This is a genomic window from Nocardioides sp. BE266 (assembly GCF_031457855.1).
Taxonomy (GTDB): Bacteria; Actinomycetota; Actinomycetes; order Propionibacteriales; family Nocardioidaceae; genus Nocardioides.
Genome location: NZ_JAURTI010000003.1, coordinates 470058 through 496075 on the forward strand (window position 1 = coordinate 470058; position 26018 = coordinate 496075).

The window sequence follows — 26018 nt, forward strand, 5'->3', positions numbered from 1 at the left end:
GGATCCCCGGATATCCGGGGATCCTCCTGCTTTGTAGCGAAAGCATCAGGTACGAAGCGGGAGATTCACCGGATATCCGGGGAAACCATCAGTGCCACATCGGACGGAACGACCGTCCGAACCACCCGAGGCCGGACCCGGCGGGCACCCGCCCGAGCTCCTCGCCGCCGTACGTCACCGTGGTCGCGGTGCCGTAGCCGAGCCACGTCCGGGCCGGGCCCTGGCCGATGCCGGGCAGCGCCCACTCGCAGACACCGGTCGGGAAGACGGCCTGGAGCCGCGACCACTGGGCATCGGTGAACGGGACCGGCAGCCCGCCCGGCAGGAGGTACGACGACCGGTCGAGCGGCTTGGTCTGGCAGGCCAGCACGTCGTTGGCCGCCGGACCACCCGCCTCCTGGCGAGGCGTCGACAGGTTGGTGCGCGCGAGGTCGGCCCGGCACACGACACCGGGCACGCCGTCGGCGAGGCACCTGTCCTGCAGCGAGGCCGGCTTGTCCTCGACGACCTTCGTCGCCAGCGGCACCGTCCGGGTGTCCTTCTCGACCTTCGCGAGCCAGCCGTCCATCGCCACGAACGCCTCGACCGGCCAGCGCACGTCGCCGAGCAGCGGGGTCAGGCCGAACCACTCGACCCGGTTGTCGGTGTGGCCCTGCGAGCGCTGGAGGCGCAGGTGGCTCCAGACGGCGTGGGCGTAGTCGTGCGCGAGGCCGGGGTCGGGGCCGCCGTGGTTGATCATCGCGACCTCGCTGGTGTTGCTGAACTCGTTGAGCAGGCCGGTGCGGTAGGCGTTGGCGATCGTCGCCGGGTCGCCGGCGGTGCGGGCGGCGATCGGGTCGGCGTTGACGTCGAGGCCGCCGATCTTCTCGTTGAGGTCGACAAACTGCTCGGGCGTGATCCGCCCGCCCTCGAGCGCCTCCAGGCCGTACTGCACACCCGTGTTGCCGAACGGCAGTCCGGCGAAGCCGTGGCCGACGGCCTTCTCCTGCGCGCTCCACACCGACTCGGGCCGCGGGCCGAGCTGGTTGCGCATCAGGGTGAGGATGTCGCAGCGCACGCCGCCCGGGTTGGTGTCGGAGTCGAAGCGCGTTCGGGTGTCACCGGCGACCGGCTCGGGGACGCCCGGGCAGGCGTGCTCGGGGTTGATCGCGCTCTTGAAGAGGCCCTCGTCGGCGGTCACCGCGTTGACCGGCGTGAGGTGCCCCTCGACGTCGGCCATCTGGGTGGGCGACCACAGCACGCCGGCACCCCAGCTCGAGGGGTTCTCGAAGTAGGCGCGCATCAGGTGGTAGTCGGCGAACTGCGAGCCCGGGCTCATCACGTCGGGGTAGGAGCAGGTGGTCACCAGTCCCTGGTAGATGCCGGGGTAGGCGTTGGCGACGGTGTGCTGGGCGACCGAGCCGCCGCTGCAGCCGGTGCCGATGGTGTAGCGGATCGTGCCGTACTGCTCGACGATCCGCTCCTTGGCCATCATCAGCGACTCGGCGTTGTGGGCGACGTTGCAGTTGTGGCCGGTGTTGGCCAGCGCCGTCGACATCACCGCGAAGCCGCGGCCGAGCGCCTCGACGTAGGTGTTGTCGAGCAGCGGGACCGGGATCGCGTCGAGGGTGCCGGAGGCGTCCGCCAGCGGCGGCTCGGCCGGCGCGTAGCTCGCACCGCAGCCACCGCCATGCGTGATCAGCACCTTGTGGTTCCACTGGTGTTGCGGCGCCCACGCCTTCCACTTCTGGCCCGGCGTGAAGAGGGTGAGGATCGCGTAGCGGTCGCGGTCCTGGTGGCCGTCCTCGCGCCGCACCACGAACGGGACCTTCCTGCCCTGGTCGGTGGTGGCGGTGTCGACGTCGGTCGCGGGCTGGGCCGGGTCGTAGGGCTCGAGGGCCTTCTTGCCCTTCGGCTTGTAGAGGAAGGAGTACGACGCCGGCTCGTTGCAGAGCGCGTCCCTCGCCGTCTCCTGGCACGAGTACGCCGCCGCCACCGGGCCGCTGAACACGGGACCGCCGTTGCGGTGGTTGGTGATCACGACCCGGTCGGCCTTGGCCGATCCTGCGCGCGCCACGAGCACGTTGCGGCCGTTGCGCAGCCCGGCGAGGAGGACGGTCGAGCGCTTCCGGAACTTCTTCGACACGTCCCTGCCGCCCAGCGTCACCTTCAGGGCGCCCGCCTTCCGGGGTGCGGTGATCCGCACGAGCACGTCGCCACCGGAGACCAGGTCGGCGCGGTTGGAGAGCACCTGGATCCGCACCTTGCCCTGCCGGTCGGGCGCGGCCGATCCGGGGGCGCTGCCGGCCACCAGCAGGGCGGCGAGCAGGCCGATGACGAGGGCCGCGACGGACGGGCGGGCGGGGTGCTGGCGCACGACGTACCTCCTGAGGGGTTCAGGAGGTCAACGACGCAGGCGTGACGGTGGTTACTCGCCGGTCACTCGCGCGCGGGCGAGCCGTTGATCCGCACCCGGTCGGCGCGCATGCCGTGCTCGACGCCCCAGAGGACCGCCTTGGAGCGGGAGTCGACGTCGATCTTGCGGTAGGCCGAGCGGATGTAGGACTTGATGGAGTTGAGCGAGAGCAGGGTGCGCTCGGCGATCTCCTGGTTGCTCAGCCCCATCGTGATGAGGGACAGCACCTCGGCCTCGCGCGCGGTCAGGCCCTCCTCGCGGCCGGGCCAGTCGCCGCCGACGAGGGCGGAGCGGCCGCGCGACGGCGAGACGACGACCTGGCCCGCGGCGATCGCACCGATCGCGTCGACGAGCCGGGCGGCCGGCAGGCTCTTCGAGAGATAGCCGCGGACGCCCTGGTTGAGGGTGTCGCGGGTCAGCCAGGGCTGGAAGTTCCAGGTGTAGACCGCGACGGTGCGCACCTGCGGGCTCTCGACCAGGCGCTTGACGGCCTCGCCGTTGCCCTGGCCCATCCCGAACGTGTCGTAGAGCGCCACGTCGACGGGCTGGGCGACCGGCTTGCCGGCCACGAGCTCGACCACCTCGACGCGATGGCTGTAGCTGCGCATCATCGCGTCGAGGCCCCTCACGACGACCTCGTCGTCATTGACGAGCGCGACTCGAATCACCATGCGTTCAACGTACGTCAGTTTATGTATCTTGAAGCCGTTGTTCACTCATAAGGGGGGTTCGTGCGGGAGAGCGCGACTGCGGTCGAGGAGACCCGCACAGGTGGTCTCGGCATCCGGTGCGAAGGTGTCGTCCACCTCTACAAGACCTTCGGCGGCCACGACGTGGTGGCGCTGCGCGGTGTCGACCTGACCATCCGCCCCGGCGAGCGCGTCGCGTTCCTCGGCCCGAGCGGCTCCGGCAAGTCGACGCTGCTCGCCCTGCTCGGCGGCATCCAGCGCCCCAGCGCCGGCAAGATCTTCCTCGGCGAGGAGGAGATCTCCCGGATGGGCGAGCGCTACCTCGCCCGCATCCGATCGCGGCAGGTCTCCACGATGCTGCAGGGCTCCACGCGCAACCTGCTGCCCTACGCCACCGCCCGCCAGAACATCGCCTTCGCCCGGCTCTCCCTCTCCGGCTCCGAGCGCGACGACGCGCTGGCCGACACCGAGCTGCTCGACCGCGTCGGCCTGCTCGACCAGGCCGACCAGGTCGTCTCCACCATGTCCGGTGGCCAGCGCCAGCGCCTGGCCCTCGCCTGCGCCGTCTCGACCTCGCCGCGCCTGCTGCTCGCCGACGAGCCGACCAGCCAGCTCAGCCACGCCGACCGCGACCACGTCCTGCACCTGATCCACTCCCTCGGCGACGACTTCGGGACCACGATCGTCGTCGTCACCCACCAGCCCGAGGTGGCCGCGACGTTCCCGCGCACGGTGACCATGAAGGGTGGCCGCGTCGGCGCCGAGGGCCACGGCGGCTCCGAGTACGCCGTCGTCGGCGAGGACGGCGTGCTCCACCTGCCCGGCCACATCGCCGCCGAGTGGCCCCCCGGCACGCTCGTCCGCTTCGAGGACGACGACCAGGGCCGCATCATCGTCACCCGCGCCAGCGGCGAGGGGAGCCCGTCATGAGCCACCGCGCCGACGCGTCCCCCGAGACGTCCAGCCAGACATCCACCACCGAGCTGCGCCTCGACGCGATCACGTACGTCGCCGGGCGCACGCTGCTCGACGACGTGAGCGTCGTCTTCCCGGCCGGCAAGGTCACCGCGCTGTCGGGCCCGAGCGGCTCGGGCAAGACCACGCTGCTGTCCATCGCCGGTGGCCTGCTGCAGCCCACGTCTGGCACCGCCGTGCTCGGCGACGGCCAGGAGATGTGGACCGGCAGCGGCGACCCGCTGCCCGAGGTGGCGTTCGTGCTCCAGGTCTACGGCCTGGTGCCGATCCTGTCCGCCCGCGAGAACGTGTCGATCGCGCTGCGCGCACGCGGCGTCGCGCCTGCCGACGCCGACGAGGCAGCGGAGGCCGCGCTGGCCCGCTTCGGCATCGCCGACCTCGGTGAGCGCCAGGTCGAGGAGCTGTCCGGCGGCCAGATGCAGCGCGTCGCCTGCGCCCGCGGCTTCGTGGTCGGCGCCGACGTGCTGCTGGCCGACGAACCCACCTCCGAGCTCGACGAGGGCAACCGCGGCGTGGTGCTCCAGGAGCTCCGCGAGGAGGCCGCCCGCGGTGCCGTGGTCGTGGTCGCCACCCACGACCCCGCCGTCGTCGAGGCCTGCGACCTCCACATCGCCCTCGACGAGGGCCGGGTCGTCCGGTGAGCGCGGCCTCGTCGAGCCTGAAGAGGTCACGTCCTTGAGCCGTGTCCTTCGTGGCGCCTGGAGCCGTCGGGGAGCCCTGACGACCCTGGTGCTGATGACGGTGGTCGTCGTCGCCGGAGCGGTGACGGTGCTGCAGTTCGCCCGCGCCGCCGACCTCTCGCCGTGGCTCACCGCACCCCTGCTCCTCCTCGGCGCGGTCGCCGTGCCCAGCATCGGCGCCGAGCTCGCGGTCGCGCGCCGCGAGGAGATCGGGCTGGCCCGGCTGCGCGGCATCCACGGCCTGCGGCTGTGGCGCTTCCTGCTCCTCGAGCCGCTGCTCGCCATCGTGGTCGGCGCCCTGGTCGGGCTCGCCCTCGGCGCCGTCGGCACCGTGCTCGCGACGAAGACCTGGCTCGACGAGGCTGCCGACCCGTGGGGCCGGCCGGCGCTGCTGGCCACCGCCGCGATCGCCGGCGTCGGCCTGGTGATCGTCGGCGTGTCGGCCGCCGCCGCGCTGCGCGAACCGCTGGCAGTGCAGGTGTCGACGCGACGTCGCCCGCGCCGGGCCACCACGCTGGCCATCTTCCTGAGCGTCCTGGTCTTCGTCGGCGCCGGCGTGGCGTCGTACCGCAGCAGGGGGGCGGACGGCGAGCCCGACCTGGTGGTCCTCGTCGGGCCCGCCCTCGTCGGCCTGGCGCTGGGCCAGCTGGCGATCTGGGTGATCCGGATCGCCGCGCGCGGCCTCACCCCGACGACCGAGAGGCGGGGGATGGGCGCCTTCCTGGCGGCCCGCCGGCTGGCCCGCGCCGACGACCTGGTCACCCCGATCCGCCTCGTCGTCGCGGCGGCGGTCGTGGGATCGCTAGCGCTGAGCGGAGCCGTGAGCGTCAGCGGCTGGACCGACGACCAGTCCCGCGTCGAGGTGCCGGGAGCGCGGGTGATCACCGCCGACACCGGTGCGATGGGAGCGGTCGAGCTCACCGAGCGCGTCGACCCCGACGCCACCCACCTCATCGCCACCGCGATCGTCCGCAACGAGGACCGCCTGCCCGAGCGCCGCGCCTACGTCGACGCCGACCGCTGGGACGCCGTGGTCGGAGGCTTCTACGACGGCACTCCCGCGCGCGCGGCCTCCGACGCGGTCGACCGGCTGAGCACCGACGCCGACCCGTTCCAGGTGAAGGGCGACCGGCTCACCGTCACCGCCTCGGGCATCGACGTGCCCAAGGTCCGCTTCTTCATCGGCCCCGACGGCGAGCGCGTCCCCTTCGGCGGCGGCAACGCCGAGCTCACCCTCCACTACGTCACCTCCGCCAACGCCACGGGCTCCGCCGCGGTCACCTTCGTGGTGCCGCGCGACGGTGGCTCGGTGACGAAGTCCGTACGGGTCCGCGACTGCGCCAAGGGCTGCACGATCACCGGCATCGACGTCGCCCGCGGTGCTGACGTCGTCTTCGACAACCGGGGCATGACGTTCCTCGTGCACAGCTTCACCCTCGGCGACACCGACCTCTCCCGCCGGACCTGGATCCCCGACCCGGGGGCGATCGAGACCTTGCTGGGCAACAACTTCTTCCCCGGCTACGAGCCGCCCCGCGACATCGTGGTCAACCGGCCCGACGGCCTGCAGGTGGCGCTGCTGCCGAGCGTGACCCTCGAGCTCAACCTCGACGTCGGCTCGGCCGTCCCGGCGCTGGTCGCCGACGAGTCGAAGCCCCAGGCCCTCGACCTCGGTGGCGACGACCGCGCCACCGACGTCATCGGCGTCGCCCGCACGCTGCCGCTGCTCGGCAGCATCGGGCTGCTCACCGACATCCGCACCTCGGCCGTCGGGTCGGGGCCGACCGTCCCCTCCGCCGAGGTCCAGGTGGTCGCCGCGGCCGGCACGCCGCAGGCGATGCTCGACGAGGTCGCGAAGGCGACGGGCTCGTCGTGGCGCACGTTCGACTCGGTGCGCGACGCGCTCGGCGAGCAGTACGGCGGCGCCCAGTCCGTGGCGTACGCCCTCACCGCCCTCGCCTGCGCCCTCGTCGCGCTCCTCGCCCTCGGTGCGGGTGTCGCGCGGCACCTGCGCGACTACCGCCGCGACGTCGCGTCGCTCCGCGTCCTCGGCATCTCGGTGGCCACGGCCCGCCGGGCCGGCCGCGCCGAGCTCATCAGCCTCACCCTGCTGGTGCTCGGCATCGTCGTCGCCGGTGGCTGGCTCGCGGTCACGCTGCTGCTCGGCGGGATCCCGCTGCTCTCGAACCCCGCGGCCGGCATGCCCGTGGACACCACGCCGCACCTGTGGCCGCTCGCGGTCCCGGCGGTCATCGCCGCGGTCGCGGTGGTCCTCGTCGGAGGTCGTGCCCGCGCGGTGCGCTCGGCCACGACCCAGCCGAGCCTGCTGCGCGAGGAGGAGGGTCGATGACCCAGCTGTTCGGCGCCATCCTCCGCGGCCTGCGCGCCCGTGCCCTGCTCTCGGCCGGATCGGTCCTGCTGACGGCGCTCGCCATCGGGTCCGCGGTCCTCGGCCCGGTCTTCTCCGAGGCCGTCACCAACTCCTACGTCGTCACCCGGCTCCAGGAGACACCGCAGGGGCTCACCGGCCTCAGCCGGATCTTCACCCCCGACACCGGGACCGCGCTCGACCAGGCGCGGCGCGACGCGGTCGCGGCGTCGGAGTCGCTCACGACCGGCCCGTGGCAGGAGCCCGACGTCACCGTCGTCTCCGAGAAGTTCAGCGCCCTGCGCGGCGTGGTGACCTTCTGGTCGCGCGCCGACGCCTGCGAGCACCTCGCGATCGAGGGCCGCTGCCCGCAGAAGAAGGGCGAGGTGCTGATGCTCACCGCCGACGCCGAGGCCAACAGCGTCGAGCTCGGCGAGCCGCTCCAGCTGCCGATCTTCGAGCCGGGTGGCGTCATCGACCTCGACCTGCCGCGACCGGGCCTGTCCGAGGTCACGGTGGTGGGCACGTACGACACCCCCGGCCCCGGCGAGGGGTGGCTGATCCCGGGCCGGCTGACCCGCACCAACGAGCAGACCACCATCAACGGCGGTTACACGCCCTACCAGCCCGGCCCGCTGATCACGACCGAGGACACCGTGACCGCGATGGGCTCCTGGACCATCCGCGTCGACACGCCCCTCGACGTCCCGCCGGACCTGACCCCCGACCAGCTCGACGAGGCCGCTGCCGCCGCGAAGGCGTTGCCCAGCGACACGGAGCTCGAGGTCGAGGGCGGCACGCTCCGCAAGGACGACACGAACTCCCTCGCCGACGTCGTCGACGAGGTCCGCTTCCAGCAGTCCACGGCCCGCAGCTCCATCGCCCCTGCCGTGCTGTCGCTGGTGCTCGTCGCGCTCGCGCTGCTGATGCGGCTGCTCAACGCCGCGAGCGAGCTGCGGGTGCCCGAGCTCGCCCTCGCCTCGCTGCGCGGCGTCACCGCGCGCAGGCTCTGGGGACTCGGCCTCGCCGAGCCGCTCGCGCTGCTGCTCATCGCCATCCCGATCGGCGCCGGCTTCGGTCTCGGTCTCTCGGTGCTGCTGGTGCGCAGCTGGCTGGTCCCGGGGCTGCCCCTACCGCTCCCCGCGGCGAGCTGGATCGCCGCCGGGCTGGTGCTCGTCGCCGCCTTCGCCGTCGCCTGCGTGGCCGTCGGCCTGGTGGTCCGCGAGTCGCTGGCGTCCCAGCTCGCCGGCGTACGACGTCCGGTCGCCGCGCGCCGCTGGTCGGTCATCGCCCAGCTCACCCTCGTCGCCCTCGCGGTGGCCGTGCTGGCCAGCAAGCTCTCCGCGAGCGGACCCGGCGAGCCCGACGCGACCGACCTCGTCCTGCCGGTGCTGCTGGCGGTCGTCGCCGGTCTCGCCGCGACGAAGCTCACCGCGGTGCTCGCCACCTGGTGGACGTCGCGGTCGCGCGGCCGGTCGCTGAGCGGCTTCGTCTCCTCGCGGGCCATCTCGCGCCGTCAGGAAGGGACGCTGGTGATCCTGCCGATCACCGCCGCCATCGCGGTCGCCGTCTTCGGTGCGGGCGTCTACGACTCGGCCGCCACGTGGCGCACGAGCGTCGCGGCGACGGCCTCGCCGGCCGACACCACGTGGTCGACGACGCTCACGATGTCGGAGGCGGTCGACCTCACCCGCCGCATCGACCCCGACGGCGAGTGGATCATGGCCGCCGCGAGCGCCGCCAACCCCGGCGCCAACTTCTCGATCGTCGACAGCAGCCGGCTCGCCCGGGTCGCGACCTGGCCGCCGACCTGGAGCCCCGGCCTCGACGTCGACCAGGTGGTCGACGAGATCAAGCCCGGCGGCGTCGTCCCGACCGTGCAGGGCAAGCGGCTCTCGATCACCATCGACAACCGGGCCGACATGGACCGCGACCTCGCCGTCGAGGTGCGCTTCGGCAGTCGCGGCGGCACGCCGCTCAAGGCCTACCTCGGCCCCTACCCGAAGGGCGAGAGCACCCACGCCACGAAGATCCCGTTCTGCAAGGACGGCTGCCCGCTCGAGGGCATGACCCTCGCCGGCGGCGCCGGCACCAACACCCGTATGTCCGGCACGCTCCGGCTGACCGACATCTCGGTCGACGGCACCCCGGTCGAGGGTGGGATAGACGGCGCCGGCTGGACGCCGACCCCCGACCCGGCCGTGCGCACCTCGATCACGGACATGACCGACGCCGGCGGCGAGCTCGACCTGACGGTCGACACCGGCGACTCGGTCGGCATGGCCCGCCTCACCGCGGGCGGCCTCACCCGTGACCGGCTGGCGCTGTCGGGCCCGAAGGTCCAGGACCGCGCCATCGCCAAGCTCGACGAGGGCTACGGCCTGATCCCGGTCGACCGCGTCGGCCAGATCGAGGGCATGCCGTTCACCGGCCCGTCCGGCCTGCTCGTCGACTACTCCTCGTTCATCACCGACCGGCCCGTCTACAACAACCTCATGACCGTGCACGTGCTGGCCCGCGCGGGCACTCCGTCCTCGATCACCGAGGCGCTGTCGGAGGCCGGGCTGAGCGTCGGGACGACCCTCGCCCAGGAGCGGCACGTGCTCGACCAGAGTGCGTACGCCCTCGCGCTCCGGCTCTACGGCGTCGTCGCCGCGCTGGTGCTGGTGATGGCCCTCGCCGGCCTCTTCGTCAGCGCCGCTGTCCAGCTGCCGGCCCGCCGCCGCGACGCCGCGGCGCTGCGCGTGGTCGGCGTACCTCGTGGCGCGGTGATGGTGGCGGTGGTGAGGGAGCTCGCGGTCGTGCTCGGCAGCGCCGCCCTGGCGGGCATCCTGGCCGGCTCGCTGGCGCAGTGGGTGGTGCTGCGCACCATCACGCTCGGGTACGCCGACGACACCACGACGCCGGCGCTGGTGGCGGCCATCTCGCCACTGCGTCTGGTGGTGCTGGCGCTGCTGGCCGCGGCGGTGTTCGGCGCCGTCGCGCTGGTCAGCGCGTCGATGACCGTGCGCGGTGCCCGCGGCGCGACGCTGCGCGAGTCGGCGCGCTGAGCCTGCGGCTCAGGTGCAGCAGGGGTCGAACCGGAACCCGACGCCGCGGATCGTGCGGATCCACTCGTGCTCCATCGACCCGTCGACCTCGGCACGGAGCTTGCGGCGCAGGTTGGCGAGGTGCACGTCGACGACGTGGGTGCTCTCGGGGACGAAGTCGGTCGCCCAGACGGCGCGGAGCAGGTCCTCGCGCGGCACGACGACACCGGGGTGGCTGACCAGGTGGGCGAGCAGGTCGAACTCGGTGCGGGTCAGGTCGACCTCCTCGCCCTGCACGCGCACCTCGCGGGCGCCGGTGTTGAGGCTGAGGTCGTCGCAGCCGAGCTGACCGGGCTCCGACCTGGCGTGCCCGTTGGTCGCGGCCGTCGCGGCGACGGCGCGCCGCGGCTCGGGGGTGAGCTCGGTCGTGGTGCGGGGCCTGCGGAACAGCGCGGCCACGCGGGCCTGGAGCTCGCGCATCGAGAACGGCTTGACGAGGTAGTCGTCGGCGCCGACCTCGAGGCCGATGAGCCGGTCGATCTCGGAGGTGCGGGCACTGACCACGATGACGTAGCAGTCGGTGATCAGCCGGACCTGCCGGCACACCTCGACCCCGTCGATGTCGGGCAGCGACAGGTCGAGGGTGACGAGGTCGGGCATCTGCTCGCGGATGACCGCGAGCGCCTCGGCGCCGGTGGGCACGACAGTGACCACGAAGCCTGCCTGGTCCAGCAGCCCCGAGATGAGCTCACCCACGTCGCTGTCGTCCTCGACGACAACGGCCGTGCGTTGGTTGATCATGTTGTGTGCCCCCGCCTATCCCCCCGCTGGTCGAGTCTAGTGGGGCCGTCGGAGCGCCCACCAGATGTGTGCGGTGCTGTGGACCGAGGCTTTACCGACGCCCGGTCGACGCCCGGTCCGCGGCGGGTGCGTCGTGCTCAGAAGTCGAGGCCGCGGGCCCAGTCCTCGGAGTCGAAGCGCGCCACCAGGTAGGGGCCCCCGCCCGCCCGGCGGCCCTGCTGCTGGCCCTCCTTGTCCATCCGGTAGCCGATGCCGCGGATGGTGTGGATCCAGGTGGCGTCGGAGTGGCGCCGGAGCTTGCCGCGCAGGTTGGCGACGTGCACGTCGACCAGGTGGTGGTCGTGCGTGAGCGCGCTGCTCCAGATCGCCAGGACCATCTCCTCGCGGGTGCAGACCCGCGACAGGTGGGTGGCGAGGTACTCCAGGACGTCGTACTCGATGCGGGTCAGGTCGACGATGTCGCCGTCGACCTGGACCTCGCGGCGGGCCGAGTTGATGACCAGGCCGGCGCCGCAGGCGATCACGCTCGGCTCGTCGGCAGGCTGCGACGGGCTCGGCACGTGCGGCGCGGTGGCCACCGGGGTGTCGTCGACCAGCGTGGCCGAGCGGGGGCGGCGGAACAGGGCCGCGACCCGGGCCCGCAGCTCGCGCGGCGAGAAGGGCTTGAGAACGAAGTCGTCGGCGCCGACCTCGAGGCCGATCAGCTTGTCGACCTCGTCGGAGCGGGCGGAGACGATCACGATGTAGCAGTCGCTGGTCTCGCGGATCCGGCGGCACACCTCGATGCCGTCCATGTGCGGCAGCGTCAGGTCGAGCGTGACCAGGTCGGGCGGATCGGCTGCCGCCACGTCCACCGCCGCCCTGCCGTCACGAGCCGACGTCACGCGGAAACCCGCCCCCTCGAGGGTCTCCACCAACGCCGACGAGATGTCCGGATCGTCCTCGACGACCAGAGCATGAAGATCTTGCACGTCCTACCCCCCACAGTTTCCAGACAGGAGCCCCACGCCCCCGCCGTGGCACCGCCCGAACGGCGTCGATCGATGGTAAGTGGCATACCCGCTTTGTGGGAGCCTCAATCCACCGGGCGGCATCGGGGTCTAGACCACCGCGTGATACCTCGGTTTCAGTTGAATATCGATCGTTCGACCACGCTTTCCTCGGCTAGACCAGGTCGATGCCACGGTTGACCCACGTGCTGTCGGCCACCATTCCGACCCGTTCATAGAGGCTCAGGGCCCCGGTGCGGGAGTCGGTGCTGAGCTCGGAGGTGGTCGTGCCGTGCTCGCGGGCGCGGGCGAAGGAGTCGACGAGGAGCGCCTGGGCCAGTCCGCGGTTGCGCTGGTCGCGGCGCACGGCGAGCCGGTCGACGTACCCGGTCGCGCCGTTGTCGGACACCAGCACCACCGAGACGCCGACGACCTCGCCGGCGGGGTCGAGGGCGACGCGGAGGTTCCACGGCTCGAAGCCCGGGCGTCCGGACGTGGAGGCCGCGAAGTCCTCGAACGGCTCGCGGTCGCGCTTCGACCACTCGAGGAAGGCGTCCTCCAGGACGTCGTGGGCGGCCCGCAGCTCACCGGCCTCCGCCGTCCGTACGACGTACCCGTCGGGGAGGTCGCGGTCGGGGATCGTCGCGCCCTCGGGCAGCTTGAGCACCCAGCTGGTCCAACGGACGTGGAAGCCGAGGTCCTCCAGCAGGCGGTCGCCGGGGGACCCCTGCGGGACCGGCATCCCGATGACCGTCGACCCCATGCGGCGGCCGAGGTCCTGGAGCCAGTGGGCGAGCCAGGTGCCGATGCCGCGGCCGCGGTGGCTCGGGAGCACGGAGGTGTCGGCGCGGTCGGCGCCCATCAGCTCGGCGTACGCCACCAGGGTGTCGCCGTCGAAGACGCCGACCGAGCGGGCACCGAGGTCGTGGCTGGGCCGGGCCCAGTCGCTGACGATGTCGGCCTCCTCGATCGCGACGGTGCCGATGTCCTCCTGCTCCTGGGCAGCCATCAGCACGAACACGGCGTGCGCGTCGGTCTTCTCGAGCGGGCGGGTGGTGAGGCCCGCGGGGAGCGGAGGAGCGCTGTCTGCCATGGCAGGAGTGTGCTTGCTCACGTGGGGGCTTGTCGCGCCGATATCCGGGCTCGCGGAATGTCATGATCCCGCGCGAGGCCCTACCGTTGTCGGGTGAGTGACGACCAGCCCGTAGTGCCCGAGCAGACCTTCTCCGACCTGGGCCTCTCGCCCGAGGTCCTCAAGGGCCTCGCCGCCGTCGGCTACGAGACGCCCTCGCAGATCCAGGCGGCCACGATCCCGCCGCTGCTCGAGGGTCGCCACGTGGTGGGTCTCGCCCAGACCGGCACCGGCAAGACGGCGGCCTTCGCCCTGCCGATCCTGTCGCAGCTCGACCTCTCCCAGAAGACCCCGCAGGCCCTCGTCCTCGCACCGACGCGCGAGCTCGCGATCCAGGTGTCCGAGGCCTTCGAGAAGTACGCCGCCCACATGAAGGGCGTGAAGGTCCTGCCGATCTACGGCGGCCAGGGCTACGGCGTCCAGCTGTCGGCGTTGCGCCGTGGCGTCCACGTCGTCGTCGGCACGCCGGGCCGCATCATGGACCACCTCGAGAAGGGCACGCTCGACCTGAGCGAGCTGCGCTTCCTCGTCCTCGACGAGGCCGACGAGATGCTCAACATGGGCTTCGCCGAGGACGTCGAGACGATCCTGGCCGACACCCCGGACGACAAGCACGTCGCGCTCTTCTCCGCGACGATGCCGGCCCAGATCCGCCGGATCTCGAAGAAGTACCTCCACGACCCCGTCGAGATCACGGTCAAGAACAAGACGTCGACGTCGGCCAACATCACCCAGCGCTACCTGATCGTGTCCTACCCGCAGAAGGTCGACGCCCTCACGCGCATCCTCGAGGTGGAGAACTTCGAGGGGATGATCGTCTTCGTCCGCACCAAGAACGAGACCGAGACCCTCGCCGAGAAGCTCCGGGCCCGCGGCTACAGCGCGATGGCCATCAACGGCGACGTCGCGCAGGTCCAGCGCGAGCGCACGATCAACCAGCTCAAGGCCGGCAAGCTCGACATCCTCGTCGCCACCGACGTCGCCGCCCGCGGCCTCGATGTCGAGCGGATCAGCCACGTCGTCAACTACGACATCCCCACCGACACCGAGTCCTACGTCCACCGCATCGGCCGCACCGGTCGTGCCGGTCGCAGCGGCGACTCGATCGCCTTCGTCACCCCACGCGAGCGCCACCTGCTGCGCTCGATCGAGAAGGCGACCCGCCAGCCGCTGACCCAGATGCAGCTGCCGACCGTCGACGACGTCAACGCGACCCGCCTCACCCGCTTCGACGACCAGATCACCCAGGCGCTCACCCAGCCCGAGCGGATCGACTTCTTCCGCGACGTGGTCTCGCACTACGTCAGCGAGCACGACGTGGCCGAGGTCGACGTGGCCGCCGCCCTGGCCGCGGTCATGCACGGCGAGCAGCCGCTGCTGCTCGAGCCGGAGCCCGAGCCGCGCCAGCGGTCCTTCGAGGAGCGCTCGAGCCACGGCGGCAAGGCCGACCGGCACCCGCGGGAGTCGCGCAGCCGCGCGCCGATGGCGGCGTACCGCATCGAGGTGGGCAAGCGGCACAAGGTCGAGCCGCGCCAGATCGTCGGCGCGCTGGCCAACGAGGGCGGCCTGTCGCGCGGCGACTTCGGCTACATCTCCATCAAGCCCGACTTCTCCGTCGTCGAGCTCCCCGCCGACCTGCCGGCCGGCACCCTCGACCGCCTCGCCGGCACCCGCATCTCCGGCAAGCTGATCGAGATCAAGCCCGACAACGGCCCCTACCGCGGCCGTCCCGGTGGCGGTCACGGCGGCCAGGGACACCGCAGGGGCGGCGGCTACAAGGGCAAGAACCCCCGCTGACCTCCCCCCTTCGTGCCCGTCCGGACATGACGAACGCCCCCTCCCTCGGCTGAGGAAGGGGGCGTTGTCGCGTGACGGGCACGAACTGCCCGGTGGGTGATCAGGACGGGCACGAACTGCCCGGTCGATGATCAGGACGGGCACGAAGTGCCCGGTGGATCAGGCCTGGATGGCGGAGACGTCGAACTCGAGCTTGATCTTCTCGGAGACGAGGACGCCGCCGGTCTCGAGTGCGGCGTTCCAGGTGAGGCCCCAGTCCTTGCGGTTGATGGTGGTCTCGCCCTCGAAGCCGACGCGGGTGTTGCCGAACGGGTCGACGGCCGAGCCGGTCTGCTCGAACTCGATGGTGACCGGCTTGGTGACGTCCTTGATGGTCAGGTCGCCGGTGATGGTCCAGTCGCTGCCGTCGCGCTTCACGTCGGTCGAGGTGAAGGTGATGGCCGGGTAGGTCTCGGCGTCGAAGAAGTCGGCCGACTTGAGGTGGCCGTCGCGGTCCGCGCTGCCGGTCTCGATCGAGGTGACGTCGATGCTGAGCTCGACCTTCGAGCTGGCGGGGGTGGCCTCGTCGATGGTGGCGGTGCCGGTGAACGCGCCGAACTGGCCGCGAACCTTCGTCACCATCGCGTGGCGCGCCACGAAGCCGAGGCGGCTGTGGCTCACGTCGAGGGCGTACGAGCCCGAGATGTCGTCGATGGCGGTGGTGGGGGCGTCGAAACCGGTGGTCATGGGGAGAGCTCCTGAAGTGGTGGTTGGTAGAACTTTCAACCACAGTAACGAGGAGCTTCCACGGTTTATTCCCGCGCCGCGGAAGTTTTTGCCGTGCCACCGGTGTGGGCCGGACATGCACCGAGCCGCGCCCCCGGTGGGGACGCGGCTCGAATTCCTGGGATCTGCGCTCAGGCGGCCTTGGTCTGGGCTGCTCCGGCGATCGACCAGCGTGCCTCCATGTGGGTGCGACCCGACGCATCGGTGACGGCCACCCAGGTGCAGACCGGCGCACCAGTCGTCGTGTGCTTGCTCATGTGACACCTCCCGTTCACTTTCTGTTCACCTAAGGTATCACGTCCCCACTCGCGCACCATCTTTTCGCTGGAGATCGGCGAAGATCCTCCACTCGGACTACTCCGAGAGGGCGAGTGGGGGCATCTTCCTCCCTTTGTGGCCGGTGTGACTGCCGTGCTCGGGACAGCAGTCCGGGCAATGCGCTCATTCTGCCCGATTTCGGGCAGGAAGTTGCCTTTGCTCCCGTCAGGACGCACGATCTTCCGGTGCCCGACCCCGCGCTCGTGTCCCACGTCGTCGCCACCACGTCGCTGACGCCCGGTGAGGCGGCCCGGGTGATCGACGACGTGATCGCCTTCCACGCCCAGCCGGTGGAGGACTACGTCCGGGCGCGCCACGCCAGCCTCAAGACGTACGGCGCGAAGAACCCCGAGATCTTCGCGCTCATCGCCGAGGAGCTGCGCGAGCGCGTCGTGGCACCACCCGAGCTGTCCGAGAGGCAGCTGCGCCGGATCATCTACGGATAGGAGACACCCACCCATGTGCGGAATCGTCGGCTACATCGGCCGCCAGGACGCCGCTCCGGTCGTCCTCGAGGGACTGACCAGGCTCGAGCACCGCGGCTACGACTCGGCCGGCGTCGCCGTCATCGGCAACCGGGGGATCCGGGTGGCCAAGCAGGCCGGGCGGGTGCGCGACCTCGAGGACTCGCTGCCCAAGCGCTTCGCCGGCTCGACCGGCATCGGCCACACCCGCTGGGCGACCCACGGCCCGGCGACCGACGTGAACGCCCACCCCCACACCGACGAGCTCGGGCAGGTGGCGGTGGTGCACAACGGCATCATCGACAACTCGGCCGCCCTCCGCGCGGAGCTGGCCGACGCCGGCGTCTCGCTGGCCAGCGACACCGACACCGAGGTCATCGCCCACCTGGTCGCGCGCAGCGACGCCGACACCCTGGAGGGGAAGGTGCGCGACGCCCTGCGCGCCGTGGTCGGGACCTACGGCCTCGCCGTCGTGCACGCCGACTTCCCGGACCGCATCGTCGCGGCGCGCAACGGCAGCCCGCTGGTCGTCGGTGTGGGTGACAAGGAGATGTACGTCGCCTCGGACCTCGCCGCGATCGTGCGCCACACCACGACCGTGGCGATGCTCGACGACGGCGAGATGGCCACGATCACCGCGGCCGGCTTCAGCACGATGCGCCACCACGACCTCGCGGCGACGGGCAAGACCGCGACCGAGGTCGACATCGACGCCGATGCCTACGAGGCGGGCGACCACGCGTCGTACATGCGCAAGGAGATCCTCGAGCAGCCGACGACCGCCCAGGCGGTGCTGCGCGGCCGGCTCGACGAGCGCTTCGGCACCGCGCACCTCGGCGGCCTCGACATGGACGCGCGCGACCTCCGCGCGGTGCGGCGCGTGAAGATCCTGGGCTGCGGCTCGGCCTACTACGTCGGCCAGATGGGCGCCGGCCTGATCGAGGAGCTGGCTCGCATCCCCGCCGACGCGGAGGCGGCGAGCGAGTTCCGCTACCGCGACCCGGTCATCGAGCCGGACACCCTCTACGTCGCGGTGAGCCAGTCGGGCGAGACCATCGACACGCTGCTCGCCGTGCAGGAGGTACGACGCAAGGGCGGGCGCTGCGTGGGCCTGATCAACGTCGTCGGGTCGGCCATCGCGCGTGAGTGCGACGGCGGCATCTACCTCCACGCGGGCCCTGAGGTCGCGGTCGCGAGCACCAAGGCGCTGACCAACATGTTCCTTGGCTTCGCACTGCTCGCCCTCCAGCTCGGTCGCGTGCGCGACCTCTCGATCGCCGACGGGAAGCGGCTCGTCGCCGGTCTGGAGAAGCTGCCCGGCCAGATCGAGGAGATCCTCGGCGGCGAGGACGAGATGGTCGAGGTCGCGAAGTCGCTGGCCGAGGCGCAGAGCCTGTTCTTCATCGGCCGGGTGCGCGGCTTCCCGGTCGCGCGCGAGGGTGCGCAGAAGTTCAAGGAGATCAGCTACCGGCACGCCGAGGCCTACCAGACCTCCGAGCTCAAGCACGGACCGCTCGCCCTGATCGACCCCGAGGTGCCGACGGTCGCGCTGGTGCCGCACGACGAGCTGACCGAGCGCAACGTCGGTGCGCTGCACGAGATCGACGCGCGCCACGGCCCGCTCGTGGTGATCACCCACGACGAGGTCGACCTCGGTGAGCTCGCCGCCCGCCGCATCGTCGTACCCCGCAACGAGCCGGAGCTCGACCCGATCCTGCTCACCATCCCGCTCCAGCTGCTGGCCTACCACGCCGCGCTACACCTGGGTCACGACATCGACAAGCCCCGCAACCTCGCCAAGTCGGTCACCGTCGAGTAGCTCTGTCGCCCGCTGGTTGAGCAGCGAACGCACCTCCCCGCTGGTTGAGCAGCGAGCGAAGTCCCCCCGCTGGTTGAGCAGCGAGCGAAGTCCCCCCGCTGGTTGAGCAGCGAGCGAAGCGAGCGTGTCGAAACCAAGGGCACCGGTAGGCCTTGGTTTCGACACGGGCGCCAGGGCGCCCTGCTCAACCAGCGGCCCGCGAAACCCCGCTTTCGTCCGGATTGACTTGAGGTCAATTCAATCCCCGCCCGGGGCGGTCGATCCTCGTCCGGTGGTGCAGCCACACCAGCACAGAAATGGACTGGGCGCCCCTTGCTGCATGGGGTCAGCAAGGGGCGCGCCGTGGAGAACCTTCCCACCCTGTCCGGCGTCCTGTCCGGAGTTCGTGGGAAGTGCCCGGTGGATTTTGCTGTCGCCTCGGTCACTGGCTGGTGAGGCGCACCTCGAGGGAGCCCTTGACGCCCGGCGGGACGGCCAGCACGGCGATCGAGGGACCGGCGTTGCCGTCCGACGGAGCGAGCATCCGGGGCTTGTCCGGGGTGAGCGTGACGTGCCAGTAGTCGGGACATCCGTTGGAGGTGTCGTAGGGCGGGCAGACGTTGGGGAAGCCGCTGGCGAGCGAAATCCGCCAGTCGGTCAGGTCGACCGAGGCGTTGCTCGCGGTGACGATCGGGCCGTAGCCGGGGAGGTGCTCGGTGTAGGGGCCGACGACCCATTGTCCCGGCGTCGTCGAGGTGTACGTCACCGCCGGTCCGTCGAGGGTCAGTGGCTCGGCAACGGCTGCGGACCGGACCCGCAGCGTGAACAGGTCCGCCGGCGCGGAGCCGCCGACCGGTACGAGCACTGCTCACTGGTCGCCTTGCCGGGGCAGCTGGTCATCACGCGGTCGTTGACCGAGCCGCCCGTCGGGCCGATCAGTCCCACGTTGCGCTGGCCATCGTTGACGAGCGCACCGGTGGTGTCCTGCAGCTGCGGGTACACCCACTGGCCGGCGCGGCCGGTGAAGACGACCTCGTGTCTCCGCGATCCCACGCCCTGGTTGTCGAGGACCACCTCGGCGCCGTCGAGCATGCTCTGCTGCCGGAGCGTGCGGGTCACGGTCACGGTGGTGTCGGGCCGGGCCGCGACGTAGTAGCGGCCCGGCCCTCCGGACCACGCTGTCGTGCCGGTCGGGTCGAACGTCAGACGTCCGTAGGGGAGGCCCTCGGTGAGGCGCCCGTCGGGACGCACGATGTGCCGAGGCGTGCGGCTGACGTCGACCGCGAGCGGTGGCTGGTCGGCGGTGACGGTCGCTCCGACGAGGTGGGTGACGTCGGGGTCGGCGCCGACGGCGGTGGCGCCCCCGTCGACGACGGCGTCCTGCACCACGACCTTGCGCACCTGGACGTGGATCACATCGTCGACGGCACCGCACGGCCGCAGCACTGCCGTATAGCTGCCCGTGCGCGGCAGGCGCCAGTAGCCGGTCGCCCAGTTCGCCAGCTTCTTCCCGGTCGAGGTGCGCAGGCTCTTGCGCACGCACGGGTGGCTCGGCCACTCCTCCCAGTCCGCGAGCTCGACCAGCCGGCCCTTGCGGGCGTGGAAGGTGAGCCGCACCGAGGGGCGCTCACCGTCGTACCGGACCGGCCGGTGACCGAGGCGGACGTCGCGGGCGATGGGACCGGCGCCGGGCTTGGCTGCAGGGGGTCGCTCCCGCGGCCCCGGCCCGTGGCGGCGTGGACGGGCACGAGCAGGGCGAGCGCGACGGCGCAGTCCCCGAGACGGCGCAACATGGGGTGTCCGTTCGATGTGGTGCTCATGGCGGATCAGGAGGCCGGACGCGTGACGGCCAGGTCGAGGCTCCCGGTGGCGCCCGGAGGCACGGCGAGGATGGCGACCGACGAGTGCTCGAAGGCGTCCCACGGAGCTGGCGAGGTCAGCGACGTGGGGGTCATGGTGAACGCGTTGGCCGGTGCGTGGATGTCGAAGCAGGCCGCGAAGTCGACCGAGGCGTTGCACCGTCCGTAGCCGCTCACCGTCCGGACCCGCCAGTCACCCAGGGAGCCGGTGGGGTTGCTGAGCGTGACGGTCGCGTCCGACCCGCCGGACGCCTGCCGGGGCAGCTCGGGCAGCTCGCCCACGACCCACTGGCCGGGGTTCGTCACTGTGTAGGTCACCGTCGACCCGTTGACCGTGGCCGGGGTGGCACGGGCGGCGCTCCTGACGCGCACGTTGACCGCGGTGCCGTAGCCCGGTCCGTTGATCACGTTCATCACGTAGGTCCCGCTCGCAGGGAGCTGGATGATCGGGCAGTACGACGTCTGGTCGCCGCCCGGGCACGTGGCCCGGGCCGCTGCCGGGGACTCGCCGAGCACGTCGAGCGTCTGCGGGATCCACCACCGGACCTCGGTCGGGTCGTTGGTCGCGCTGGTCAGCTCGGGGTAGATCCACTGGCCGGCCTCGCCCGTGAAGACGAGGTAGGCAGCCACGTTGTCCTTCGTTCCGCGCGTCACGGTGACGGCAGGTCCGTCCACGGCGACGGGCTGCAGCTGGGTGACGCCGAGGCTCACCGTCGTACCGGGGTCGACCACCGCGAAGTAGCGCCCCACCGGGCTCGGCTGGTCGTACCTCATCGGCCCGGGCATGTCGCTGACGAGGTGGGCCAGCTCGTCGTTGCCCACGTTGCGGACGATGCTGCGGTCGGGCCGCAGGAGGTCGAAGGTGCCGGCGTTCACCTGGGCGATCTGCTGGGCGAGGATCCGGAACGGCACGAGGTGGGTGACCTTCGTGCTGGAGCCCACGGCGGTCGAGGAGTCGGGCAGAAGACGGTCCTCACGGACCACCTTGCGCACCTGGAGCTTGACGGACGCCTTGGCGGCGCCGCGGCACGGCTTGTTGATCGCGGTGTAGGTCGCGGTGCGCGGCAGGCGCCAGAAGCCCTGCGCCCAGTGTTTGACGGTCTTGCCGCCGGATCGCAGGACCCGGCCGCCGCACTCATCGGTCGCGCCGACGCGGGCGAGGTTGACCAACTGGCCCTTGCGACCCTCGAAGACGAGCCGGACCTTGGTCGAGGTGGTGGCGCGCACGGGCTTGTGCCCGAGCTTCACGATCTTGGTCTTCGTGGTGGCCTGCGCGCGCTCGGCGGGAGCCGTGGGCGAGGCGGTGGCCTGGGCCGGAACGAGGAGGGCCAGCGCGACCGCGCAGCCCCCGAGACGACGAAGCATGTGATCCCCCGATCGGTCGGCGCACCGTGCGCCTGGACGGGAGACGCTAGCCGTGCGCGTTTGGTTGCGACGTCGTGGCCACGATCTCGAGGGCGCGTCTCGCGAGGGGCTCGGCGGCCGCACGGTCGGCGGCGACCAGGCCCACGCGGGTGCGCCGGTCGAGCAGGTCGTCGACGTCGTGGGCGCCCTCGTGGGTGATCGCGAAGACCAGCTCGGCGAGGGTCACCGGCACCAGGTCGGAGGCCGGCGCGAGCAGCTCGTCGTCGGGGAGCCGGGTGACCTCGCGGGCCGTTGCGAGGACGAGGTCGGCGTCGGTGCCGAAGCGGCGTACGAGCCGGGCGGGGGCGGTGCTGTGGCGCAGCTCCTCGGCCGACGCGGCGCCCAGCAGCGGAACGGTGGCCGTGCGGCACGGGTCCGCGGCCAGGCCGGTCGAGGCGACCACGGCGTCGACGGCGTCCTCGGCCATCCGGCGGTAGGTCGTCAGCTTGCCGCCGACCACCGTGGTCACGCCGGCGGGCGAGGTGAGGACGGCGTGGCGGCGTGAGAGGTCGGAGGTCTCGTCGGTGTCGGCGACCTCCAGCAGCGGCCGGAGGCCGGCGAAGGCGCCCACCACGTCGTCGCGCGTGGGAGGGGTGGCGAACGCCGTGGCCACCACGTCGAGGAGGAAGTCGATCTCGCCCTCGCTCGGCACCGGGACGTCGGGCACCGGTCCGGTGACAGGCTCGTCGGTGAGGCCGACGTAGATCGTGCCGTCGGGCTGCGGCAGCACCATCGCGAAGCGCGCCCGGGAGCCGGGGATCGGCACCATCACTGCGACCCGGGTCTCCGGCAGCGCGGAGCCGCGCAGCACCAGGTGGGTGCCCCGGCTGGGGCGCAGCCGCACCCGGTCGTCGAGGTCGCCGGCCCAGACGCCGGTCGCGTTGACGACGGCCTTCGCGCTGACGCGGTGGGCCTCCCCGGTGAGCTCGTCACGGAGCTCGACGGCGGTGCCGGTCGCCGAGGTGACGCGGGCGCGGGTGCGCACCTCGGCGCCGTACGACGCCGCGGTGCGCGCCACGGTGGTCACCAGCCGCGCGTCGTCCTCGAGCTGCCCGTCCCAGGCGAGGTAGCCGCCGCGGAGGGTGTCCGCTCGCAGTGCGGGCGCGAGGTTGAGCGCCTCGGTGGCGTTGAGCCGGCGCGGGCGGGGGAGGGTGCGGGCGGAGGTGCGGGCGGTGCGACGCAAGACGTCGCCGCCGTGCAGCCCGGCCCAGGTCAGCGCCGTACGGCTGCGGGGCATGGCGTCGTTGACGGGCGTGAGCATCGGCAGCGCGTGGACCAGGTGCGGGGCGGTGACCTGCATCAGGATGCCGCGCTCGACGGCGCTCTCGTGGGCGATCGCGAACTGGCCCTGCGCGAGGTAGCGCAGGCCGCCGTGCACCAGCTTGGAGGACCAGCGCGAGGTGCCGAAGGCGAGGTCGTGGGCGTCGACCGCCAGCACGGACAGGCCGCGGGTGACCGCGTCGAGGGCGACGCCGGCGCCGGTGATGCCGAGGCCGACCACCACCACGTCGACCTCGGTGGGGATGCCGGCGAGCCCGGGAGCGATCCGCGTCATCAGGGTTCCAGCGTCCGCGTGATGAGCCGGACGTACTCCTCGTCGAGGTCCTCGAGCGAGACGTCCGCGTCGACCATCGTGAGCGCCGAGAAGACGAAGCCGTGCCCCGCGAGGGTGAGGGTGCGGGCCATCAGGACCGGGTTGCCGGGGCGGATCGCGCCGGAGGCCTGGCCGCTCTCGATCTCGGCGGCGAGGATCTCGATCAGCGCCTCCTGCGAGCGGCCGCGGCGCGAGAGCAGGTAGGGGAGCATCAGGTCGGGGTCGAGCTCGACGATGCGGACGAAGAGCTCGTTGTCGCGCAGTGCCCGAACGGTGCTGAGCGCGGCGGCGGCGATGCCGGTGGGCGTGGTCGTGTCGCGGGCGGCGACGCGGGTGGCGGCGGCGATGCCGACCCACTCGCGGGTCATCAGGTCGCCCAGCAGGGAGCCCATGTCGGGCCACGCGCGGTAGATCGTCATCCGCGAGACCGAGGCGCGCTTGGCGACCTCCGTCAGCGTCGTACGACGCCAGCCGACGTCGAGGATGCAGTCCCGTGCGGCGTCGAGGTAGGCATCGAGCCGCGCATCAGGTATGTGACGAAGTGACGACATATGTCACACTGTAACGCATGAGCCTGTTCGAGCCCACCGTCGAGATGCACCCCCAGCGCTGGGGCGACCCCGCTGCCGCCGCCGAGCTGCCCGAGTCGGCACGTGGGCTGGTCGAGCTGGCCTTCGGGCGGCAGGACCGGCCGGCCGTGACCGACGCCGTGCCTCCCGCGTCCGCGCTGGACGGGGCGCTGCTCGACGAGCTGCGGGGGGTCCTCGGCGCCGAGCACGTGCTGACCGACGACGCGACCCGCACCCTGCGCACCCGCGGCAAGTCGACCCCCGACCTGCTGCGCGCCCGGTCCGGCGACCTCGCCGACGCCCCCGACGCCGTGGTCCGCCCGATGGGTCATGCCGATGTCGTCGCGGTGCTCGCCTGGGCGGCTGAGCACCGGGTGGCCGTCGTCCCGTTCGGCGGCGGCACCTGCGTGACGGGCGGCCTCGCGGCTCGCCGCGACGGCTTCGCCGGGCTCGTCAGCCTGGACCTGGTGCGGATGAAGCGCGTGCTCGCCGTCGACGAGGTCTCGATGACCGCGACCCTCGAGCCGGGCCTGCGCGGGCCCGAGGCCGAGGCGCTGCTCGGCGAGCACGGGCTGATGCTGGGGCACTACCCGCAGTCCTTCGAGCACGCCTCCATCGGCGGCTTCGCGGCCACGCGCTCGAGCGGCCAGTCGAGTGCGGGCTACGGCCGCTTCGACGCCATGGTCGTCAGGCTCACCGCCGCCACGCCCACCGGCTCGCTCGACCTCGGCTCCTCGCCGGCCAACGCCGCCGGGCCCGACCTGCGCCAGCTGCTGCTCGGGTCGGAGGGCGCCTTCGGCGTCATCACGTCGGTCACGGTCCGCGTGCGCCGCGTCCCCGAGGTGACGTCGTACGAAGGCTGGCGCTGGCCGTCCTTCGACGCCGGCTCCGACGCGATGCGCACCCTCGCCCAGGCGGGGCTGCTGCCCACGGTCATCCGGCTCTCCGACGAGTCCGAGACCGCGATCAACCTCGCCGACCCGTCGTCCATTGGCGGCACCGACGACCCCGGCTGCCTGATGATCACCGGCTACGAGGGCGCCTCGTCGCAGGTCGCGGCCCGGCAGGCCGCCGTCACCGCGGTGCTCACCGACCTCGGCGGCACGGCGCTCGGCACCGAGCCCGGGGACAAGTGGGTGCACGGCCGCTTCAACGCGCCCTACCTCCGCGACTCGCTCCTCGACCTCGGCGTGCTCGTCGAGACGCTCGAGACCGCGACGTTCTGGTCCAACCGGGAGCGGCTGTACGCCGACGTGAAGGCCGCCCTCCAGTCGTCGCTCGGCGAGGGCTCGCTCGTGCTCTGCCACATCTCGCACGTCTACGAGACCGGCTGCTCGCTCTACTTCACCGTCGCCGCCCGCCAGGCCGACGACGCGATCGCGCAGTGGCAGGTCGCCAAGGCCGCCGCCAGCGACGCGATGATCGCCGCAGGCGCCACCATCACCCACCACCACGCCGTCGGCACCGACCACAAGCCGTGGTTCGCCCGGGAGATCGGTGACGTCGGGGTGCGGGTCCTCCGCGCGGTCAAGGCCGAGCTCGACCCGGCCGGGATCCTCAACCCGGGCGTGCTGATCCCCTGATCTGGCCGCTCGATCAACTTCCACGCGCTCGGGTGGAAGTTCATCGGGGGTTGAGCGTGGTCGGCCCGGATTGGGCCTGAACTTCCACGCACTCGGGTGGAAATCCATCCGGCAGCTGCTCAGGTGGCGAAGGACCAGACGAGGAGCTCGGTCGGCTCGGTGGCCCGGACCTGCTGGCCGCCCTCGTCGGTGAGGCGTACGGCGTCGCCCCCGCGCAGGGAGTGCTCGCCGAGGTCGACCGCGCCGGTGGCGGCGAAGACGTGGTGGCGGGGGTCGTCCGGGAGGGCGACCGCCTGACCAGCCGCCAGGCGGGCGACCATCAGCCGGGCGCCGGCGGTGCCGATCGGGAGGCCGGAGCCGCCGGCGACCTCGACCAGGCCGGAGGCGGGCGGCGGCGCCTCGCCCAGGACGTACGACGGCTCGGTGCCGGCAGCCGACGGCACCAGCCAGGCCTGGACGAACCGGCAGCGGCCGGACGAGCGGTCGGCGACCTCACTGTGCCGGATGCCCGACCCCGCGGAGAGGACCTGCGCCCGGCCGGCCTCGACCACGTGCGACGCGCCCGTCGAGTCGGTGTGGACCAGCGCCCCCTCGAGCACCCAGGTGACGATCTCGAGCTCGGAGTGCGGGTGCTCGGCGTACCCGGTAGCCGGGTCGAGCAGGTCGTCGTTGTGGCAGACCAGCGGCCCGAAGCCGAGGTTCGCCGGGTCGTAGTGGGGTCCGAAGGAGAAGGAATGCCTGGTCAAGCGCCCCTTGACGGTCTCCGACGTCCTCGTGGAACCGGCGTACAGAGCCATGGACATGCCGAT

21 protein-coding genes are annotated in these 26018 nt (G+C 72.1%); 8 read left to right on the plus strand and 13 right to left on the minus strand.

Annotation, left to right across the window (positions count from 1 at the left end; genetic code table 11):
- Window positions 1–88: 88 nt before the first annotated feature.
- Both J2X46_RS10940 and J2X46_RS10945 read right to left on the minus strand, forming a co-directional pair.
- Window positions 89–2356, minus strand: coding sequence for a DUF6351 family protein (locus tag J2X46_RS10940; protein ID WP_310250094.1), 2268 nt, complete (start codon window positions 2354–2356; stop codon window positions 89–91).
- Window positions 2357–2418: 62 nt separating this feature from the next.
- On the minus strand, window positions 2419–3066 hold the full coding sequence (locus J2X46_RS10945; RefSeq protein ID WP_310250096.1) for a response regulator transcription factor: 648 nt from the start codon (window positions 3064–3066) through the stop codon (window positions 2419–2421).
- Window positions 3067–3126: 60 nt separating this feature from the next.
- On the opposite strand from J2X46_RS10945, the gene J2X46_RS10950 reads away from it, so the two are divergent.
- The 4 genes from J2X46_RS10950 to J2X46_RS10965 all read left to right on the plus strand — a co-directional run bounded on the left by J2X46_RS10950 (window position 3127) and on the right by J2X46_RS10965 (window position 10157).
- Entirely contained in the window at window positions 3127–4014 is an 888-nt protein-coding gene (locus J2X46_RS10950) for an ABC transporter ATP-binding protein (protein WP_310250100.1), read from the plus strand.
- Complete coding sequence (locus J2X46_RS10955; RefSeq protein ID WP_310250103.1) at window positions 4011–4700, plus strand: ABC transporter ATP-binding protein; 690 nt, start codon at window positions 4011–4013, stop codon at window positions 4698–4700. The genes J2X46_RS10950 and J2X46_RS10955 overlap by 4 nt, the downstream gene beginning before the upstream one ends.
- A gap of 94 nt (window positions 4701–4794) precedes the next feature.
- Window positions 4795–7089 carry a hypothetical protein gene (locus tag J2X46_RS10960; protein WP_310250105.1) on the plus strand — a complete coding sequence of 765 codons (2295 nt, stop codon included), beginning with the start codon at window positions 4795–4797 and terminating at the stop codon, window positions 7087–7089.
- The gene (locus J2X46_RS10965) at window positions 7086–10157 is read left to right on the plus strand and encodes an FtsX-like permease family protein (protein WP_310250108.1); all 3072 of its coding nucleotides are present in this window, start codon (window positions 7086–7088) and stop codon (window positions 10155–10157) included. The genes J2X46_RS10960 and J2X46_RS10965 overlap by 4 nt, the downstream gene beginning before the upstream one ends.
- Window positions 10158–10166: 9 nt before the next feature.
- Here the strand turns inward: J2X46_RS10965 and J2X46_RS10970 are convergent, their stop codons facing one another.
- The 3 genes from J2X46_RS10970 to J2X46_RS10980 all read right to left on the minus strand — a co-directional run bounded on the left by J2X46_RS10970 (window position 10167) and on the right by J2X46_RS10980 (window position 13019).
- Window positions 10167–10937: a response regulator transcription factor gene (locus J2X46_RS10970; RefSeq protein ID WP_310250110.1), complete on the minus strand. Its 771-nt coding sequence runs from the start codon at window positions 10935–10937 to the stop codon at window positions 10167–10169.
- 137 nt (window positions 10938–11074) lie between these two features.
- Window positions 11075–11908, minus strand: a complete 834-nt coding sequence (locus J2X46_RS10975) for a response regulator transcription factor (RefSeq protein WP_310250111.1) — start codon at window positions 11906–11908, stop codon at window positions 11075–11077.
- 193 nt (window positions 11909–12101) lie between these two features.
- On the minus strand, window positions 12102–13019 hold the full coding sequence (locus tag J2X46_RS10980; protein WP_310250113.1) for a GNAT family N-acetyltransferase: 918 nt from the start codon (window positions 13017–13019) through the stop codon (window positions 12102–12104).
- A gap of 93 nt (window positions 13020–13112) precedes the next feature.
- Between J2X46_RS10980 and J2X46_RS10985 the strand changes: the two genes are divergently transcribed.
- Window positions 13113–14855: a DEAD/DEAH box helicase gene (locus J2X46_RS10985; protein WP_310250116.1), complete on the plus strand. Its 1743-nt coding sequence runs from the start codon at window positions 13113–13115 to the stop codon at window positions 14853–14855.
- Between the two features lie 159 nt (window positions 14856–15014).
- Here the strand turns inward: J2X46_RS10985 and J2X46_RS10990 are convergent, their stop codons facing one another.
- Together J2X46_RS10990 and J2X46_RS10995 are read right to left on the minus strand one after the other, a co-directional pair.
- The gene (locus J2X46_RS10990; protein ID WP_310250119.1) at window positions 15015–15581 is read right to left on the minus strand and encodes a YceI family protein; all 567 of its coding nucleotides are present in this window, start codon (window positions 15579–15581) and stop codon (window positions 15015–15017) included.
- 170 nt (window positions 15582–15751) lie between these two features.
- Window positions 15752–15877: a hypothetical protein gene (locus J2X46_RS10995; RefSeq protein ID WP_310250122.1), complete on the minus strand. Its 126-nt coding sequence runs from the start codon at window positions 15875–15877 to the stop codon at window positions 15752–15754.
- 246 nt (window positions 15878–16123) lie between these two features.
- Here J2X46_RS10995 and J2X46_RS11000 point away from each other — a divergent pair, with 246 nt between their 5' ends.
- Window positions 16124–16384 carry a hypothetical protein gene (locus tag J2X46_RS11000; RefSeq protein WP_310250124.1) on the plus strand — a complete coding sequence of 87 codons (261 nt, stop codon included), beginning with the start codon at window positions 16124–16126 and terminating at the stop codon, window positions 16382–16384.
- Between the two features lie 13 nt (window positions 16385–16397).
- A complete protein-coding gene (gene glmS, locus J2X46_RS11005; RefSeq protein WP_310250127.1) occupies window positions 16398–18221 on the plus strand; it encodes a glutamine--fructose-6-phosphate transaminase (isomerizing) in 1824 nt (607 codons plus the stop codon).
- 421 nt (window positions 18222–18642) lie between these two features.
- Here the strand turns inward: glmS and J2X46_RS11010 are convergent, their stop codons facing one another.
- The 5 genes from J2X46_RS11010 to J2X46_RS11030 form a co-directional block, all read right to left on the minus strand.
- Window positions 18643–18966: a hypothetical protein gene (locus tag J2X46_RS11010; protein ID WP_310250128.1), complete on the minus strand. Its 324-nt coding sequence runs from the start codon at window positions 18964–18966 to the stop codon at window positions 18643–18645.
- Window positions 18967–18983: 17 nt separating this feature from the next.
- Window positions 18984–19817, minus strand: coding sequence for a hypothetical protein (locus J2X46_RS11015; RefSeq protein WP_310250130.1), 834 nt, complete (start codon window positions 19815–19817; stop codon window positions 18984–18986).
- Window positions 19818–20026: 209 nt separating this feature from the next.
- Window positions 20027–21424: a hypothetical protein gene (locus J2X46_RS11020; RefSeq protein WP_310250133.1), complete on the minus strand. Its 1398-nt coding sequence runs from the start codon at window positions 21422–21424 to the stop codon at window positions 20027–20029.
- Window positions 21425–21470: 46 nt separating this feature from the next.
- Entirely contained in the window at window positions 21471–23018 is a 1548-nt protein-coding gene (locus J2X46_RS11025; protein WP_310250136.1) for a glycerol-3-phosphate dehydrogenase/oxidase, read from the minus strand.
- Window positions 23018–23608, minus strand: coding sequence for a TetR/AcrR family transcriptional regulator (locus tag J2X46_RS11030; protein WP_310250139.1), 591 nt, complete (start codon window positions 23606–23608; stop codon window positions 23018–23020). Before J2X46_RS11030 ends, J2X46_RS11025 begins: the two co-directional genes overlap by 1 nt.
- Window positions 23609–23625: 17 nt before the next feature.
- Between J2X46_RS11030 and J2X46_RS11035 the strand changes: the two genes are divergently transcribed.
- Complete coding sequence (locus tag J2X46_RS11035; RefSeq protein WP_310250141.1) at window positions 23626–25209, plus strand: FAD-binding oxidoreductase; 1584 nt, start codon at window positions 23626–23628, stop codon at window positions 25207–25209.
- A 119-nt stretch (window positions 25210–25328) separates the two neighbouring features.
- Here the strand turns inward: J2X46_RS11035 and J2X46_RS11040 are convergent, their stop codons facing one another.
- A complete protein-coding gene (locus J2X46_RS11040) occupies window positions 25329–26012 on the minus strand; it encodes a pirin family protein (RefSeq protein ID WP_310250144.1) in 684 nt (227 codons plus the stop codon).
- Window positions 26013–26018 lie beyond the last annotated feature (6 nt).